The organism is Sphingomonas metalli (genome assembly GCF_014641735.1).
Lineage (GTDB): Bacteria > Pseudomonadota > Alphaproteobacteria > Sphingomonadales > Sphingomonadaceae > Sphingomonas > Sphingomonas metalli.
Window position 1 is genome coordinate 278187 of sequence record NZ_BMIH01000001.1, and the last position, 16656, is coordinate 294842.

The following is a 16656-nucleotide window of genomic DNA, read 5'->3' on the forward strand; positions in this document are numbered from 1 at the left end:
CGTCATGCCGGACTTGGTCCGGCATCCACGGCTCCGCAAGCGCGCAAGCTGTTGACTCCGCGGCACGGTGGATCCCGGACCAAGTCCGGGATGACGAGTGAAAGAGGGCGCTGTTGCCACGTTCGCAAGGAAGTCTCGCGAAGGCCCGGATCTTCGTGAGGAGAGGGCTGCGCCAACTTCAGGGAGACTTCGGCCTGCACGGGGGCGACGACTCGGCCAGCCTCAACCCGCGGCAACCTCGCCGCCCGCATGGTGCGCATAATCCACCGGCGCGTGGCCGGCATAGATGAAGCCCTTGGTCGGATAGCTGGACGTCCCCAGCCCGCCGGTCGGACCGTACCACACCTTCACCCGGCTCCAGTCGCCCGCATCGGACACGTCGATCGCACGTACGTCGGTCTCGACGCCGCCGCGGCGCGACCAGTTGGCATGGGTCAGCAGCACCTCGCGCTCGCTGACGACCTGGCTCACCATCGCGACATGGCCGACGCGCATCCGGCCGGTCGCCTCGAACGCCAGCACCGCGCCCGGCTGCGGCGTGTGGCCGCGCTCGTAACGGCCCTCCGCCTGCGACCACCAGGTATTGGCGTTACCGTACAGATCGATGCCCGAGACGTGGCGCGCAAACGGCGCGCACTGCCAGAACTGCGCCATGGCGGGGGTCGCCGTCATCAGGCCGCACGCTGCCATCAGCGCGAAACGCGCCGCAAAATGCTTCATCATGATCCTCTAGACCCCCCGGTCTCGTTCGGTACGAGTGTCCGCTATGGCAGGTCCGCGACGCTGGAAAGAGCCGCGGGAACCTTATCCGATGAAGCGTGTTTTGGCGCCGACGACCTGTCCAGATCGGGCTTATTGCGCGCCCGAACCCGCCTTCCAGCCCAGGATCTTGTCCACCGTCGTCGCGGTCACCGCATGATAGCCGGGTCGGGCGCGGGCATAGATTCGCGTGGCGAGCGCCCGGCCCCAGTCCCCCTGTCCCCAAAGCTGATCGAACAGCGGCGCGACGAACTTGCGCCGGCCCTGCGCCGTCAGGAACTGCTCCGCCGAGGCTTGCGCAGGCGGGTAGCGGTTGGCCAGCGTCAACGACAGCCAGACGAAGCGGATCTCGGCATTGCCGGTCTCGCTCCAGTGGAAGCGCTGATCCAGCGCCGCCAGACGGTCGGCGGGCATTTGTCGCGGCAGCTGGGTGATGAAGCGCACATATTCCTGCGTCGTCACGTCGCCCGGCACCGCGCCGACGGGCCCGCCCGCCGCATAGGCGCGCGCCGCCGCGTCGATGGCGGGGAAAGCATCGGACCGGACATGCACCGCATTGGCGGGAATCCCGGGCTTGTAGACCCACTGGTCGATCCCGATCCGCTCGGCCTCGCCCGGCTTCAGCAGATTTTTCCGCAGGTCGGCCAGGAAGCCGGCGCTGGTCTGGGGCTGGAAGGCGTGACGGTCGAAATAGCTGCGCAGATAGGCGTCCCAGCGCGCGCGCCCGACGACCGATTCGATGGTGCGCAGAAACGTCGCCCCCTTGTCATAGGCGATCTGCGTCATGCCGTCGTCCGGATCGCGATTGGCGGCGAGGTTCAGGTGAAGCTGCGTGTCGGGGGAGGTCGGCCCGCCGGCCCCTTTCACCGCGGCCTCCATGTCGCTCCAGGCGAGGTCCGCTTCCATCGCCGCACGGCGCGGGCCGTACAGCTTCTCCATGATGCGGTTCTCGAAATAGCTGGTGAAGCCTTCGTTGAGCCAGAAGTCATCCCATGTCGCGTTGGTGACGAGATTGCCCGACCAGCTGTGCGCCAGTTCGTGCGCGATCAGGCTGACGAGGCTGCGATCGCCGGCGATGGCGGTCGGCGTGGCGAAGGTCAGCGTGGGGTTTTCCATACCGCCGAACGGAAAGGAGGGCGGAAGGACGAGCACGTCGTAGCGGCCCCAGCGATAGGGCCCGTAGAGCGATTCGGCGGCGGCGACGAATTTCTCGAGCTCGCCGAACTCCCAGGCCGTCTTCGCCAGAACCGCCGGCTCGGTCCAGATGCCCGTCCGTGGGCCCGTCGCCTTGAAGGCGATGTCGCCGGCGGCGAGCGCGATCAGATAGGGCGCGACAGGCTTGTCCATCCGGTAGGCGAAGGTACAGCGATCCTTCGCGCAGACCGGCTTGCCGACCGCCACGCCGCTCATCACCGCGGTCAGCGGCCGGGGCACGTTGATCCGCGCATCCCAGGTCTGGCGGATGCCGGGCGAATCCTGGGTCGGGATCCAGCTGCGGTTGAGGATCGCCTCGCCCTGGCTGAACAGATAGGGGTATTTCTTGCCCGCCGTCTGCGCGGGATCGAGCCATTGCAGCGCGGCGTTCGGGCCTTGCGGGGTCGCGTAGGCGATGCGGATCTTCGTCGCCGCACCGCGATCGATCGTCAGGGCCGCGCCATGGGCAGCGTCACCCGCGCCGACCGTGTATCGCAGCGGCTTGCCGGCGCCGTCGCTGATCGAGGCGATGACGAGACGGTTGTCGTCGAGCACGATCTGCCGGCCCGGTCCGGTCACGTCGAGCGTCGCGGTACCCCGCAGCACCCGCCCGTCGAAATCGGCGGTCAGGTCGAGCGAGACATGTGTCACCCGTGCCTCCAGCGGGCGCGCGTGACTATGGACGTCGCGGGCATCGGGCGCGGTCAGCACCGGCGCGATGGTCGGAGCGGGCGCCGCTGCGGCGAGCAGTGCGGCGGCGGGAAGGGCGGCGAGCGGGAATGGCGTCTTCATGTGCCGTTTCTACCGCCATTGCGCGGCGGCGCCAGTATCCAGCGATCCTTTCGCCACCTCTTGCCGGCGCAGGCGAACCGCCGTACCCGATCTTCTAAAGACAAGGAGAGGATGACCATGGACATCGACAGCCTGTTCCGCCTGGACGGCCGCATCGCGCTTGTCACCGGCGGCAGCCGAGGAATCGGACGGATGATCGCGGAAGGCTTCGTCGCCTCTGGCGCGAAAGTCTATGTCTCCTCGCGCAAGGCCGCCGCCTGCGAGGAGACGGCCGCGGCGCTCGGGCCGAACTGCATCGCCCTGCCCGCCGATGTGGCGACCGTCGACGGCTGCCGCGCCCTCGCCGCCGCCATCGCCGAGCGCGAGCCGCGGCTCGACATCCTCGTCAACAATGCCGGCGCGGCCTGGGGCGTACCCTTCGATCAGTTTCCCGAACAGGGCTGGGACAAGGTGATGGACCTCAACGTCAAATCGCCCTTCTTCCTGACCCAGGCGCTGCATCCGCTCCTCAGGGCGGCCGGCGATCCGACGCGGCCGGCCAAGGTCATCAACATCACCTCGATCGACGGTCTCCGGCTGAACGCGTGGGAGACGTACAGCTATCACGCCTCGAAATCGGCCCTCATCTACCTGACGAAGCGTCTCGCCGCGCGGCTGGTGCGCGACGGAATCAACGTCACCTCGATCGCGCCCGGCGCCTTTGCCAGCGACATGAACAAGGCCGCCCGCGATCATGGTGATGCCGTCGCGCGAAGCATCCCCGCCGGCCGCATCGGCCATGACGAAGACATGGCCGCCGCCGCCATCTACCTCGCCAGCCGGGCCGGCGACTATGTGGTGGGCGAGACGATCACCGTCGACGGCGGCCTCGTCCACGCCGCGCTGGGGCAGTCGATCGATGCTTGAGCGACTGTCGTCTCACCGGCAGGACGTCGATCAATCCTCCCTCCCCTCAAGGGGAGGGGCAAGGCTGGAAACTTCGCCTACCGCCGCTCGAACAGCTTCCAAACCCTTGGATAGCTGGTCGGCTTCGGCTGGCCGTCGAGACGCACCGCACGCCGGATCACGATCGGCCGCAGGATCATCTGCCCCTTCATCGCGTCCATCCCGCCCCCGGACGGCAGCGCGAGGATGCGCTTCACCACCTCCATGCCCGCGGTGACATGGCCGAACGCGGCATAGCCGGGATAGCCGGGCCGCGCGTCAATCTGCGGCGTCGGGCCGACCGAGATCACGAAATTGCCGCCCGCCGAATCGGGACTGTCGCCCCGCGCCATCGAGATGGTCGCGTCGAGGTGGCGGATGCCCGTCTGCGTCGTCGTCTCCAGCTTGAACGGCGGCAGGATGCGGTTGGCGTCCTGCCGGATGCCGCCCTGGATGAAGCCGCGCTTCGGATCGGCCTTGCTCCGCGCCGCCCGGTAGAAGACGGTGCCGTCGAAGCGTCCGTCATCGACATAGGCGAGGAAGTTCGCGCTCGTCTTCGGCGCGCGGCGCATGTCGAGCGCGACCATGATCGGCCCCGCTTCCGTGTCGAGGCGCACCCGCACCACGCCCGGCCTCGCTCCCGGGGCCTGGGCGGGAGCGGCACTGGCAACCAGAAGGAGGAGGAGCGGTACGAAGGACTTCACGCGCGTCGCACTAGCCCGCCGATCCTGTCGCCCCGGTGAAGCCGCCGCGCATCTATCGCGCGATGCCGCCGGCGGCGAGCACCGCGAGTGTCACCAGCTCGCCCGCGGTCGAGGTCATCGGCGCGATCTGCACCGACTTCTCCATGCCCACCAGCACCGGCCCGATCATGCTGTCGCCGCCCAGCTCGCGCAGCAGCTTGGCCGAGATGTTGGCCGATTGCAGCCCCGGCATCACCAGCACGTTGGCGGGCCCGGACAGGCGCGCGAAGGGATAGTTGGCGAGCTGCCGGGGGTTGAGCGCCACGTCGGGCGCCATCTCACCCTCATATTCGAACCCGACCTGGCGTGCGTCGAGCACGCCCACCGCCGCACGGATATTCTCGAGGAAATGCCCCTCGGGATTGCCGAAGGTCGAATAGGAGAGGAAGGCGACGCGCGGCTCATGCCCCATGCGCCGCGCCACCTGCGCCGTCTGCTCGGCGATGTCGGCCAGTTCCTCGGCGGTCGGCCGCTCGTTGACCGTGGTGTCGGCGATGAAGACGGTGTGGCTCTGCCCGACCAGGATATGGATGCCGAACGGCGTGCGGCCGGGTGCGGGATCGATCACCCGCTTCACCTCGCGCATCGTATGCGCCCAGGTGCGGGTGATGCCGGTGATCATCGCATCCGCCTCGCCGAGCTGGAGCAGCACCGCGCCGAAGATGTTGCGGTCCTGGTTGATCATCCGCTCGACGTCGCGGCGCAGGAAGCCGCGCCGCTGCACCCGGTTGTAGAGGAAGTCGACCATGCGCGGCACCAGCGGCGAATGGCGGCTGTTATGAACCTCGTACTCCTCGGGATTCTGCACGCCCAGCGCGCGCAGCCGGTCATGCACGTCGTCGCGCCCGACCAGCACCGGCGTGCCATAGCCGCCTTCCTTGAACGAGATGGCGGCGCGCAGCACCACCTCTTCCTCGCCCTCGGCGAACAGCACGCGCTTGGGGTGCGCCTTTGCCCCTTCATAGGCGAGCGTCAGCAGCGCCGTGGTCGGATTGAGGCGCGCGCGCAGCGACTGGCGATAGCCCTCCATGTCGAGGATCGGCTTGGTCGCGACGCCCGAATCCATCGCCGCCTTGGCGACCGCGGCCGGCACCACCTCCATCAGTCGCGGGTCGAACGGCGCCGGGATGATATAGTCGGGCCCGAAGCTGTGGCGCGTGCCATAGGCGATCGCGACCTCCTCGGGCACGCGCTCGCGTGCCAGCTCGGCGATCGCGCGCGCGGCGGCGATCTTCATCTCGTCATTGATCCCGGTCGCCCGCACGTCGAGCGCGCCGCGGAAGATGAAGGGGAAGCCGAGGACGTTGTTGACCTGATTGGGATAGTCCGACCGGCCGGTCGCCACGATCGCATCGGGCCGCGCCGCCTTGGCCAGCTCCGGCCGGATCTCCGGCTCCGGATTGGCCATGGCGAAGATGATCGGCTTGGGCGCCATGTCGGTGACCATCTCGGGCTTCAGCGCGCCCGCCGCCGACAGGCCCAGGAACACGTCCGCGCCGTGCAGCGCCTCGGTCAGGCTCCGCCGCTCGGTCGCCACCGCATGCGCGGACTGCCACTGGTTTACGTTGTCGCGGCCCTGATAGATCACGCCGGTGCGGTCGCACATGATGACGTTGTCGTGGCGGACGCCCATCGCCTTCATCAGCTCGGTGCACGCGATCGCCGCCGCGCCCGCCCCATTCACCACCACCTTGATGTCGCCCAGCGACCGCCCGGTCAGCAGGCAGGCGTTGATCAGGCCCGCCGCGCAGATGATCGCGGTGCCGTGCTGGTCGTCATGGAAGACGGGAATATTCATCCGCTCGCGCAGCGTCTGCTCGATGATGAAGCATTCGGGCGCCTTGATGTCTTCGAGGTTGATCCCGCCGAAGCTCGGCTCCAGCAGCTCGACCGCATCGATGAAGCGGTTCACGTCCTCGGTCTTCAGCTCGAGGTCGATCGAATCGACGTCGGCGAAGCGCTTGAACAGCACCGCCTTGCCCTCCATCACCGGCTTGGAGGCCAGCGCGCCCAGATTGCCCATGCCCAGGATCGCGGTGCCGTTGGAGATGACCGCGACCAGATTGCCCTTGGTCGTGTAGTCGTAAGCGGTTGCCGGATCGTCCGCGATCGCCTGCACCGGCACCGCCACGCCCGGCGAATAGGCCAGCGCCAGGTCGCGCTGCGTCGCCATCGGCTTCGACGCGACGATCTCGATCTTGCCCGGCCGCCCCTCCGAGTGGAACAGCAACGCCTCCCGTTCGGAGAACTGGACGTTATTGACGGCGTCGGACATCTGGGGCTCCCGGGCTTGGACGCTAGGGCTCTTGGCGGTTTCGCGCGGGGCTTTCAACCCGCCGGACGCGCATCGGACCGCTCCGGCCAGCTTGCTTCGGCCAAGGCTGCCGCCCTACAGCCCTGACCCTCGGGGCCAGGCGGGATTCGCCGGCCTTCTTCACGGCACCTGCCACCTGCTCGATTGATCGCTCCCGATGTCCAACCCCGCCCCTACGCCGATGATGGCGCAGTATCTGACCTTGAAGGAGGAGGCGGGCGACTGCCTGCTCTTCTACCGCATGGGCGATTTCTTCGAGCTGTTCTTCGACGATGCCCGGGTCGCCAGCGCCTGTCTCGACATCGCGCTCACCGCGCGGGGCGAGCATGACGGCGACAAGGTCCCGATGTGCGGCGTACCGGTCCACAGCGCCACCGCCTATCTCCAGCGCCTGATCAAGGCCGGGCACCGCGTCGCCATCGCCGAGCAGACCGAAAGCCCGGAGGCGGCGCGCAAGGCGCGCGGATCCAAGGCGCTGGTGAACCGCGCGATCGTGCGCGTCGTCACCGCCGGCACGCTGACCGAGGAGGCGCTGCTCGATGCGCGCACCGACAATTGGTGCGTCGCGATCGGCGAGGCGGCGGGCGCGGTCGCGCTGGCGGCGGCCGATGTCTCGACCGGCCGCTTCCAGGTCATCACCCTGTCGCCCGATGCGGTGCCGGCGGAACTCGCCCGGCTGGCCGCGGCGGAGGTGGTCGCCTGCGATGCCGGCGCCTTCGCCGCCGCCGCCACGACGCTGCGGCCGCGTGCGGAGTTCGACAGCAATGCCGGCGAGGCGCGGCTGAAGCGCCAGTTCGGCGTCGCAACGCTCGACGGCTTCGGCCAGTTCGGCCGGGCGGAACTGGCCGCGGCGGGCGGCCTCGTCGCCTATCTCGACCATACGGCCAAGGGCGCCCTGCCCTTCCTCCGCCCGCCGGTCCTTCATCGCGCGGCCGGCACGATGGCGATCGATGCCGCGACGCGCGAAAGCCTGGAGCTGACCTGCACCACCGGCGGCCAGCGCAAGGGATCGCTGCTCGATGCGGTCGACCGCACCGTCACCGGTGCCGGCGCGCGGCTGCTCGCCGCCGATCTGGGTGCGCCGCTGATGGACCGCGCCGCGATCGACGCGCGGCTCGATCTCGTCCAATGGCTGCACGACGACGGCGCGATGCGGGAGCGTCTGCGCGCGAGCCTGAAGGCGATGCCCGATATCGGCCGCGCGCTCGGCCGGCTCGCCGCCGGGCGCGGCAGCCCGCGCGATCTCGGCCAGCTGCGCGATGGCCTCGACGGCGCATGGCATCTCGGCGAGCGGCTCGGCGACGGCGGCCCCGCGCTCCTCGCGGAACTCGCACCGGCGCTGCGCGGCCATGGCGCGCTGATCGACCTGCTCCGCCGCGCCCTCGTGCCCTCCCCGCCGATCGAGGCCAGCGCGGGCGGATATATCGCCGCGGGCTACGACCTTGCCCTCGACGACCTGCGCGATGCGGGTGCGGGCGGCCGCCGCGCCATCGCCGCGCTGGAGGCGGAGATGCGCAGCGTCACCGGCATTGCCGCGCTCAAGGTCCGCCACAACAATGTCCTCGGCTATCATGTCGAGGTACCCGCCCGTGCCGCGGACGCGCTGATGAAGCCCGACAGCGGCTTCACCCATCGCCAGACTCTGGCGGGCGTCGTCCGCTTCAACACGCCTGCGCTGCACGAGGTCGCGGTGAAGGTGTCGCAGGCGGGCGCCCATGCGCTCGCCGCCGAAGCCGCGCATCTGGAGGAACTCACCGCCACCGCGCTCGCCGATCGCGAACGCATCGCCGCCACCGCCGACGCGCTCGCCCGGCTCGACGTCGCGGCCGCCCTCGCCGAACGCGCGGCGGAAGGCGGCTGGGCGCGGCCGGCGCTGGTCGATCATGCCTGTTTCGAGATCGTCGGCGGCCGCCATCCGGTTGTCGAGGCCGCGGTCGCGAAAGCCGGCGAGCGCTTCGTCGCCAATGACTGCCGGCTGTCGGAAAGCTCCCGGCTATGGCTCGTCACCGGCCCCAATATGGGCGGCAAGTCGACCTTCCTTCGCCAGAACGCGCTGATCGCCGTCCTCGCGCAAGCCGGCAGCTTCGTGCCCGCGACGGAGGCGACGCTGGGGCTGGTCGACCGGCTGTTCAGCCGCGTCGGGGCGTCCGACAACCTCGCGCGCGGCCGATCCACCTTCATGGTCGAGATGGTCGAGACGGCGGCGATCCTGGCGCAGGCCACCCCGCGCAGCTTCGTCATCCTCGACGAGGTCGGGCGCGGCACCTCCACCTATGACGGGCTCGCCATCGCCTGGGCCGTGGTGGAGGCGATCCACGAGGACAATCGCTGCCGCTGCCTGTTCGCGACCCACTATCACGAGCTGACGCGCCTCGCCGAGCGGTGCGACGCGCTGTCGCTCCATCATGTCCGCGCGCGCGAATGGAAGGGCGATCTGGTGCTCCTGCACGAGGTTGCCGATGGCCCGGCCGATCGCAGCTACGGCCTCGCCGTCGCGCGCCTCGCCGGCATGGCCCCGCAGACGGTCGCACGCGCGAAGGCGGTACTCGCCAAGCTGGAGGCGGGCCGTGCGAAGACCGGCGGCATCGCGGCAGGCCTCGACGACCTCCCCCTCTTCGCCGCCGCGCGCGAGGTGGAGGAGCCGGCCCCCGATCCCCTGCGCCAGATGGTCGAGGCGCTCGATGTCGACGCCTTGACCCCGCGCGAGGCGCTGGACACACTCTACCGGATGAAGGGGATCGTTCGGAAGGGGTAGGATGCTGGGATTGGCCGCATTGTTACTGGTTCAGGCGGCGCCGTCGCCCCCGGCCGAAGCGCTGCCGCTCGCGCGCGAGCTGGCCGAGGCGGGTACGCTCGCCACGCTGCTGCCCATGCTGATCGGCAAGGATCTGGACGATCTCGCCAAGGAGCGCCCCGGCTTCACGCCCGAACAGCAGCGGCAACTCCGCGCCACGGGGGAAGCCATCGCCGCCCGCCGCCGCGGCCAAGTCATCGACGCGCTGGCCACGGCCTATGCCCGTCGCCTGTCGGTCGCCGACCTGCGCACGCTGGTGGCGGCAAGCCGCACGCCTGCCGCACGGGCGAAGCGCGCCGCCGACGTCCCTGTGACGATGGAGGCCATGGCGACGCTCGGCTCGATCGACCTCAAGAAGGAGACGGCGGCGCAATTCTGTCGCGACACCCGTCTCTTCTGCGACCGCTAAGGCAAGCGGAAGAACATCAACCATGGTCGATTTCCGCCTGAACCCCGCGCTGGATGCGGATGCGCTCGCCAGCGTCTACCGCCTCGATCGTCACCTGCGCATTCCGGATTTCCTCGCGCCCGAGGGTGCCGAGGCACTACGCCAACACCTCGCCGGCCGGGACGACTGGCGTCAGGTGATGAACAGCGGCGACAAGGTCTTCGAATTGGATCGCACGACGCAGGCGAGCCTGTCGCCGGACCGGCGCGTGGCGCTCGACGACGCGCTCGCCGCCGGAGCCCGCGAGGGCTTCCAGTACCGCTACGAGACCGTGCGCATATCCGATGCGGCGAGCGTTCGCGACGCATCCAGCGACCTGCTGGCGGCCTTCGCCCGGTGGCTCTCCGGCGGCGAGGCGCTCGCCTTCCTGTCGCGCGTGATCGATGCCCCCGACCTCGTCTTCGCCGATGCGCAGGCGACGGCCTATGCGCCGGGCGACTTCCTGACGGGGCATGACGACGAGGTCCCCGGCAAGGATCGGCGCGCCGCCTATGTCTTCGGCCTCAATCCGCGTTGGCGGCCCGAATGGGGCGGCTTGTTGCTGTTCCACGAGGCGGCCGACCGGCTGACCGGCGTCAGCCCCGGCTTCAACACGCTCGACCTGCTCGCGGTGCCCCAACCGCACAGCGTCTCGATGGTGACGCGCGCGGCCGCCAACCGTCGCTATTCGATCACCGGATGGCTGCGCGCCCAGCCCCAGCCGGCCTGATCCGCGCTCTGGCGTTCGCCTGCGCGCGCGGCCATGGTGCGCCGCGATGAGCCGCTTCGACACCCTGCCCAACCGCCGCGCCATCGCCGATCGTCGCGCCCTGGCGGAGGCGATCGCCGCCCTGCCCGATGCCGGGCTGCGCCCCGCCGCGGTCGCGCTGCTGCGCGAGACCCTCGCGGCCGGTCGCGAGGAGATCGCCCGCCGCCTGTCCGAACATCCCAGCCGCGGGCTGGAGGTGGCGGCGGCGCAGGCCTATCTGATCGACCAGCTCGTCCGCCTGCTCTTCGACCTCGTCGTGTCGCGGCTGCACCCGTGCGAGCAGCCGATCCTGGTGCTGGCGGTGGGCGGCTATGGCCGCGGCGAGATGGCGGCGCATTCCGATGTCGATATCGGCTTCCTCACCGGCGCGCGCGCGACGCCCGCCGCGGAGGCGGCGATCGAGGCCATGCTCTACGCGCTCTGGGATCTGGGGCTGAAGGTCGGCCATAGCAGCCGCTCGCTCGACGAGATGATCCGCCAGGCGAAGAGCGACGTGACAATCCGGACCGCGCTGCTGGAAGCGCGATACGTCACCGGCGATCAGGCGCTGTACGACGAGGCCTCGCGCCGCTTCAAGGCGGAGGTGCAGCGCGGTACCGAGCGGCGCTTCGTCGCCGACAAGCTCGCCGAGCGCGACGCCCGCCACCTGCGAATGGGCGACACGCGCTACGTCGTCGAGCCCAACGTCAAGGAGGGCAAGGGTGGGCTGCGCGACCTGCATACGCTCTTCTGGATCGGCAAATATGTCTACGACGTCGAACGGGCGCGCCAGCTGGTCGATGTCGGGCTGCTGACCGCGGCCGAATACCGGCTGTTCCACCGCGCCGACGAATTCCTCTGGGCGGTGCGCTGCCATCTGCACGTCATCACCGGCCGCGCCGAGGATCGCCTGACCTTCGACGTCCAGCGCGAGATCGCTTCGCGCATGCGGTTCCGCGACCGTGCGGGCAAGCTCGGCGTCGAGCGGTTCATGCAATATTACTTCCTCCAGGCCCGTTCGGTCGGCGTGCTGACCGGCGTCTTCCTCTCGCATCTCGACGAGCGCTTCGCAGCGCGCGGGCGGCGACTCGGCTTCCCGCGGATCCGCCGCGCGCCGCGCCGGCTGCGCGGCTTCGTCATGGATCGCGGTCGTCTGGCCATGCCGCGCGACGACTTCTTCCAGGAAGATCCGGTGCGCCTGCTCGAGATCTTCGCGCTCGCCGATGCGGAGGGGCTGGAGATCCACCCGCTCAGCATGCGCGCCGCCGCGCGCGATGCGAAGCTGATCGACGACTATCGCAACGATCCGCGCGCCAATGCGATCTTCCTCGAACTGCTCACCTCTCCGGGCGACCCGGAGCTGGTGCTGCGCTGGATGAACGAGGCAGGCGTGTTCGGCCGCTTCGTGCCCGACTTCGGCCGCGTCGTCGCGCAGATGCAGTTCGACATGTACCATCACTTCACCGTCGACGAGCATACGATCCGCGCCATCGGCCTGGTCGCGAAGATCGAGGCGGGTACGCTGAAGGAGGATCACCCGCTCGCCACCGGCGTGATCGACCAGATCGTCTCGCGCCGGGCACTCCGCGTCGCGGTGTTGCTGCACGACATCGCGAAGGGGCGCGGCGGCGATCACTCCATCCTGGGCGCGGCGGTGGCCGAGCGGCTCTGCCCGCGCTTCGGCATGACCCCGGCCGAGACCGAGACGGTGGCATGGCTGGTCCGCCACCACCTGCTGATGTCCGCCACCGCCTTCAAGCGCGACCTGTCGGACTTCAAGACGATCCTGGATTTCGCCAATGTTGTCGCCAGCCCGGAGCGGCTGCGCCTGCTCCTCGTGCTGACCGTCGTCGACATCCGCGCGGTTGGTCCGGGGACGTGGAACGGCTGGAAGCGCCAGTTGCTCACCGACCTGTACGACGCCGCCGAGGAGGTGCTGCGCCTCGGCCACAAGCAGCGGGGTCGCGAGGAGCGGATTGCCGCCAAGCAGGAGGCGCTGCACGCCGCGCTGGGCTGGGACCGCGCGCGGTTCGACGCTCTGGTCCGTCGCCTGCCGCCGACCTATTGGATCGCCGAGCCGCCCGACGTGCTGGCGGCGAATGCCCGGCTGATGGACGCGGCCGGCGACGCCGCGCTGCTCATCCATGCCCAGGTCTATCCGGAACGCGGCGCGACGCTGGTGACCATCTACGCCGCCGACCATCCCGGCCTCTTCTACCGGATCGCCGGCGCGATCCACGTCGCCGGCGGCAACATCATCGATGCGCGCATCCACACGACGCGCGACGGCATGGCGATCGACAATTTCCTGGTGCAGGACCCGCTTGGCCGGCCGTTCGACGATGCCGGCCAGCTCGCCCGGCTGGAAGCGGCGATCCGCGACGCGCTCGCCAATCGCGGCAAGCTCACCGACCGTCTCGTCGCCAAGCCGGCCGCCCGGCCACGCGCGGACAGCTTCCCGATTCAGCCCAACGTCCTGATCGACAATGGCGCGTCGAACCGCTTCACGGTGGTGGAGGTCAACGCCCGCGACCGGCCGGCGCTGCTCAACCAGCTCGCCCATGCGCTCTTCCAGTCGAAGGTGACAATCCACTCCGCCCATGTCGCCACCTATGGCGAGCGGGCGGTCGACACCTTCTACCTCACCGACCTGACCGGCGACCGGATCACCGCCGCACCCCGGCTCAAGGCGCTGGAGAAGCGGCTGCTGGAAGCCGCGGCCGGCGCCGCCCGTACGGGTTGAGGAGGAGACCTCTACCTCCTCAACCTGCCCCTAAACCGTTCATGCTAGGCCTGTCGAAGCACTGTTCTTCTTGCCACAAGCACCGACGCCCGAGGCAAACGCGCGGTGCTTCGACAACCTCAACACGAACGGCGTGGGTTACGTTCGGCCTGGCGGCTTCCCCTCAGAACCGCGACCGCAAGGTCACGCCGTAGGTCCGCGGCTCGGCCAGATAGGCCGAGTAGAGCGCGTTGGCGACGCTGCCGAAGCGCTGGGTGTTGGCGATCGACCCCGCCCCCTGGAAGGGCGAGTTGAAGGCGACCTGGATATAGTCCTGGTTCAGCAGGTTCTGCGCCCAGAATTCGAGCGCCCAGAGCTGCTTGGGCCCGCGCAGGCCGATGCGGGCATTGACCAGCGCATAGCCGTCCTGCCGCTTCTCCGGCGCCAGGTCGGAACCGGTATTGTAGTCGGAGGTCAGGCGGCCATCGACGTAGAACAGCGCCGACATGCCGCTCGACCCGATATCCGGCGTCCAGGCGAGCGAGGTGGTGACGACGTTCTTCGGCGCATTCGACATCGCGCTGCCCGGCAGCAGGAACAGCGCCGGATCGAGCGGCTCGCCGGCGGAACTGCCGACGAGGTTCTTGCGGAAATGCGTGTCGGCATAGGTGTAGCCGGCGGTGAAGGTGAAGTTGCGCGCGGGGTTCATTACCGCCTCCAGCTCCACGCCCTGCGAGATCACGCCCGGCTTGTCCGCCGCACCCACGCAGCTTCCGGTACCGGGCACCGCCGGCGCGTTGTCGCGATCGGCGCCGCCCAGATCGTTCTTGCAGCCCTGGATGTTCTGCACGACAAAGATCGAGCCGTTGAAGGTGTTGAGCTGGAAGTCGGTGAATTCCTGCCGGAACGCCGCGACGTTCAGGCTGAAGGCGCCGCGCACGTTGAACTTGGCGCCGACTTCATAGGCATTGACCTTCTCGGCATCGAAGCGCAGTCCCGAGGCATCGGAGGCGACGCGCGGCGCGAACACACCGTTCGGCCCGCCGAGGTCCGACCGGTCGAGATTGTAGCCGCCCGCCTTGTAACCCTTGGCGTAGGAGGCATAGGTCATCAGCCGCGGCGTCGGCTTCCACGACACGACCGCGGTGCCGGTGAACTCGCCGTCCTTGAAGCCGTCGCGCAGGTTCAACGCGTTGAGCGTCGAGGAGTTGTTGCCGACGCAGCTCAGCGTCACGATCGCCGCGATATACTGGCGCGCGGCGGCCGGGACTGCCGCATTCGCGATCAGCGGCGACAGGGTCGCCTGCTGCACCGGGCACAGCGTATTGTTGTTGTTGAAGTTGGCGCGGAAGTCCTTCTTCTCGTGCGTGTAGCGCAGGCCCAGCGTGACCGAGAGCGTGTCGGTCAGATTGATGATGTTGTGGGTGAAGAACGCGAAGTTCTCGCTGTTCTGCCGATAGACCGAGCCCTGATCGCCGACATTGTTGATCTGGTAGAGGCGGTCGAGCCCGGCCAGCACCGTCGGCCCCAGCGCACCGAAATTGGCGCCGATCGCCTGCCGCGCCGTCGCGCCGCCCAGCGCTGCCAGCGGCGTGGTGCCGAGGCAGCCGGGATTGTTCTGGTTCTGCAGGAACGAGGCGGGATTGGCGGTGGCGACGAGGCGGCAGGCGGCGAATTGGCCGTACTGTGCGCCGAACTTGAAGTTGTCGACCAGCCGCAGCTTTTCCTTCGAATAGAAGCCGCCGATCAGCCAGTCGAGCTTGCCGTCGAATGCCGATCCGTTGAGGCGCACTTCCTGGGTGAAGGTATGGAACTGGCGATAGGCGTCGCCGTCGCCCGCGCGGTGCGCCAGATCGACATTGGTATAGTCGACGTCGCCAGCATTGCCGGACTTGTATTCGCGATAAGCCGTGATCGAGGTCAGCGATGCGCCGCCGAGATCGACGTCGAGCTGGGCCGAGCCGCCATAGTCCTTGGTCTTGTTGCGATAGGTCTGGCCGGGCGTGATCGCGACCTCGCGGTTGAACGGATCGGAGCGGATGCCGGCCAACGGATAGGCCGCGCCCTGCCGCCGCAGGATGTCGACGATCCGGTTGCTGCTGTTGTACTGGAACGCGCCGCTGGCGTTGGTCGTGCTGCCGTTCGCGTTCTGCGTCACCACGGTGCCGGTCGGCACCTGCGTTTCCGACTGGCTGTAATAAACCGCGCCGCAGCAGCTTTCGTTGCGATAGGTATAGTCGCCGATGATCCGCAGGCTGACCGCGTCGGTCGGCTTGAACAGCAACTGACCGCGGACGAAGTAGCGGTCGCGATCGTTGACGCGGCTCTCCGTCCCGTTCGCCGCGGTGACGTTGCGGTAGAAGCCGTCGCGCTTGTTGTAGACGCCGTCGACGCGGAAGGCGAGCGTGTCGCCGATCAGCGGACCGGTCAGGCCGCCGACGAAGCGGATATTGTCGTAATTGCCGTAGGTTGCCTCGGCGACCCCGCCAAAGGTGAATTCGGGCGAGCGCGTGACGATGTTGATCAGGCCGGCCGAGGCGTTGCGGCCGAACAGCGTGCCCTGCGGACCGCGCAGCACCTCGACCCGTTCGATCTCGCCGAGTTCGTTGAGGCCGACGCCGGTACGGCTGCGATAGACGCCGTCGATGAACACCGCGACCGAGCTTTCGAGGCCCGGATTGTCGCCCACGGTGCCGATGCCGCGGATGCGCGCGGAGGCATTCGCCTCGGATCCCGTCGAGGACACGAGCAGCGACGGCGCGAGCTGGTTCAGCTGGCGGATGTCGTTCGCGCCGGTGTTCTGCAGGGCTTCCTGCGTCACCGCGCTGACCGCGATCGGCACATCGCTCAGCGGGCTGGCGCGCCGCGTCGCGGTGACGATGATGTCGCCGGCGGTCGCACCGCGTTCCTCGCTCTCGGCAGCCGGGCCGGCACCGATCGTGCCGGCCTGCACAGCGCCCGCCGCCGTGCCCTGGCTCGGCACCTGCCGCTCCGCGCCCGTGGTGGGGGTCGGCTCCTGCGCCAGGGCGGGAGCGGCCAGGGCGATCGTCGCCGCAGCAGACAGCAGATACGCGGTCGCGCGCATGGGCATCCTCTCCTTTTCGGTCGATATTCGTTGTTTCGAATATCTGGTTTGACGCCAGCTTAGCATCGCGCCCGGCAGCGTCTACCATTTTTGAAGATTGACCATGTTGCAGTCGCATATTCGCGTGCGGGTGTCACAGGGTCGCAACATCGTG

General features: G+C 68.9%; 10 protein-coding genes. 5 read left to right on the plus strand and 5 right to left on the minus strand.

The window, feature by feature from the left end; genetic code table 11:
• Nucleotides 1-222 precede the first annotated feature (222 nt).
• Nucleotides 223-723 (minus strand): CHAP domain-containing protein, encoded by a 501-nt coding sequence (locus tag IEX18_RS01680; protein WP_188656902.1) that lies wholly within the window; start codon nt 721-723, stop codon nt 223-225.
• Nucleotides 724-852: 129 nt separating this feature from the next.
• Entirely contained in the window at nt 853-2745 is a 1893-nt protein-coding gene (locus IEX18_RS01685) for a M1 family metallopeptidase (protein ID WP_188656904.1), read from the minus strand.
• Nucleotides 2746-2862: 117 nt separating this feature from the next.
• Between IEX18_RS01685 and IEX18_RS01690 the strand changes: the two genes are divergently transcribed.
• Nucleotides 2863-3651 carry an SDR family oxidoreductase gene (locus tag IEX18_RS01690; RefSeq protein ID WP_188656905.1) on the plus strand — a complete coding sequence of 263 codons (789 nt, stop codon included), beginning with the start codon at nt 2863-2865 and terminating at the stop codon, nt 3649-3651.
• 77 nt (nt 3652-3728) lie between these two features.
• Here the strand turns inward: IEX18_RS01690 and IEX18_RS01695 are convergent, their stop codons facing one another.
• Complete coding sequence (locus tag IEX18_RS01695) at nt 3729-4373, minus strand: peptidylprolyl isomerase (RefSeq protein WP_188656906.1); 645 nt, start codon at nt 4371-4373, stop codon at nt 3729-3731.
• A 52-nt stretch (nt 4374-4425) separates the two neighbouring features.
• Nucleotides 4426-6687: an NADP-dependent malic enzyme gene (locus IEX18_RS01700; RefSeq protein ID WP_188656907.1), complete on the minus strand. Its 2262-nt coding sequence runs from the start codon at nt 6685-6687 to the stop codon at nt 4426-4428.
• A gap of 220 nt (nt 6688-6907) precedes the next feature.
• Between IEX18_RS01700 and mutS the strand changes: the two genes are divergently transcribed.
• The 4 genes from mutS to IEX18_RS01720 are packed head-to-tail and all read left to right on the plus strand — an operon-like array spanning nt 6908 to nt 13438.
• Complete coding sequence (mutS, locus tag IEX18_RS01705; protein ID WP_188657777.1) at nt 6908-9481, plus strand: DNA mismatch repair protein MutS; 2574 nt, start codon at nt 6908-6910, stop codon at nt 9479-9481.
• A 19-nt stretch (nt 9482-9500) separates the two neighbouring features.
• On the plus strand, nt 9501-9929 hold the full coding sequence (locus IEX18_RS01710) for a DUF2059 domain-containing protein (RefSeq protein ID WP_188656909.1): 429 nt from the start codon (nt 9501-9503) through the stop codon (nt 9927-9929).
• Nucleotides 9930-9951: 22 nt separating this feature from the next.
• A complete protein-coding gene (locus IEX18_RS01715; RefSeq protein WP_188656911.1) occupies nt 9952-10677 on the plus strand; it encodes a 2OG-Fe(II) oxygenase in 726 nt (241 codons plus the stop codon).
• A gap of 46 nt (nt 10678-10723) precedes the next feature.
• The gene (locus tag IEX18_RS01720; RefSeq protein ID WP_188656913.1) at nt 10724-13438 is read left to right on the plus strand and encodes a [protein-PII] uridylyltransferase; all 2715 of its coding nucleotides are present in this window, start codon (nt 10724-10726) and stop codon (nt 13436-13438) included.
• A gap of 163 nt (nt 13439-13601) precedes the next feature.
• Here the strand turns inward: IEX18_RS01720 and IEX18_RS01725 are convergent, their stop codons facing one another.
• Entirely contained in the window at nt 13602-16502 is a 2901-nt protein-coding gene (locus tag IEX18_RS01725) for a TonB-dependent receptor (RefSeq protein WP_188656914.1), read from the minus strand.
• Nucleotides 16503-16656 lie beyond the last annotated feature (154 nt).

What these genes read in the sequence shown, in the direction of transcription:
- IEX18_RS01680 (WP_188656902.1), bottom strand. Translation starts at nt 723, where the DNA reads ATGATGAAGCATTTTGCGGCGCGTTTCGCGCTGATGGCAGCGTGCGGC.
- IEX18_RS01685 (WP_188656904.1), bottom strand. Translation starts at nt 2,745, where the DNA reads ATGAAGACGCCATTCCCGCTCGCCGCCCTTCCCGCCGCCGCACTGCTC.
- IEX18_RS01690 (WP_188656905.1), top strand. Translation starts at nt 2,863, where the DNA reads ATGGACATCGACAGCCTGTTCCGCCTGGACGGCCGCATCGCGCTTGTC.
- IEX18_RS01700 (WP_188656907.1), bottom strand. Translation starts at nt 6,687, where the DNA reads ATGTCCGACGCCGTCAATAACGTCCAGTTCTCCGAACGGGAGGCGTTG.
- mutS (WP_188657777.1), top strand. Translation starts at nt 6,908, where the DNA reads ATGATGGCGCAGTATCTGACCTTGAAGGAGGAGGCGGGCGACTGCCTG.
- IEX18_RS01715 (WP_188656911.1), top strand. Translation starts at nt 9,952, where the DNA reads ATGGTCGATTTCCGCCTGAACCCCGCGCTGGATGCGGATGCGCTCGCC.
- IEX18_RS01720 (WP_188656913.1), top strand. Translation starts at nt 10,724, where the DNA reads ATGAGCCGCTTCGACACCCTGCCCAACCGCCGCGCCATCGCCGATCGT.
- IEX18_RS01725 (WP_188656914.1), bottom strand. Translation starts at nt 16,502, where the DNA reads ATGCGCGCGACCGCGTATCTGCTGTCTGCTGCGGCGACGATCGCCCTG.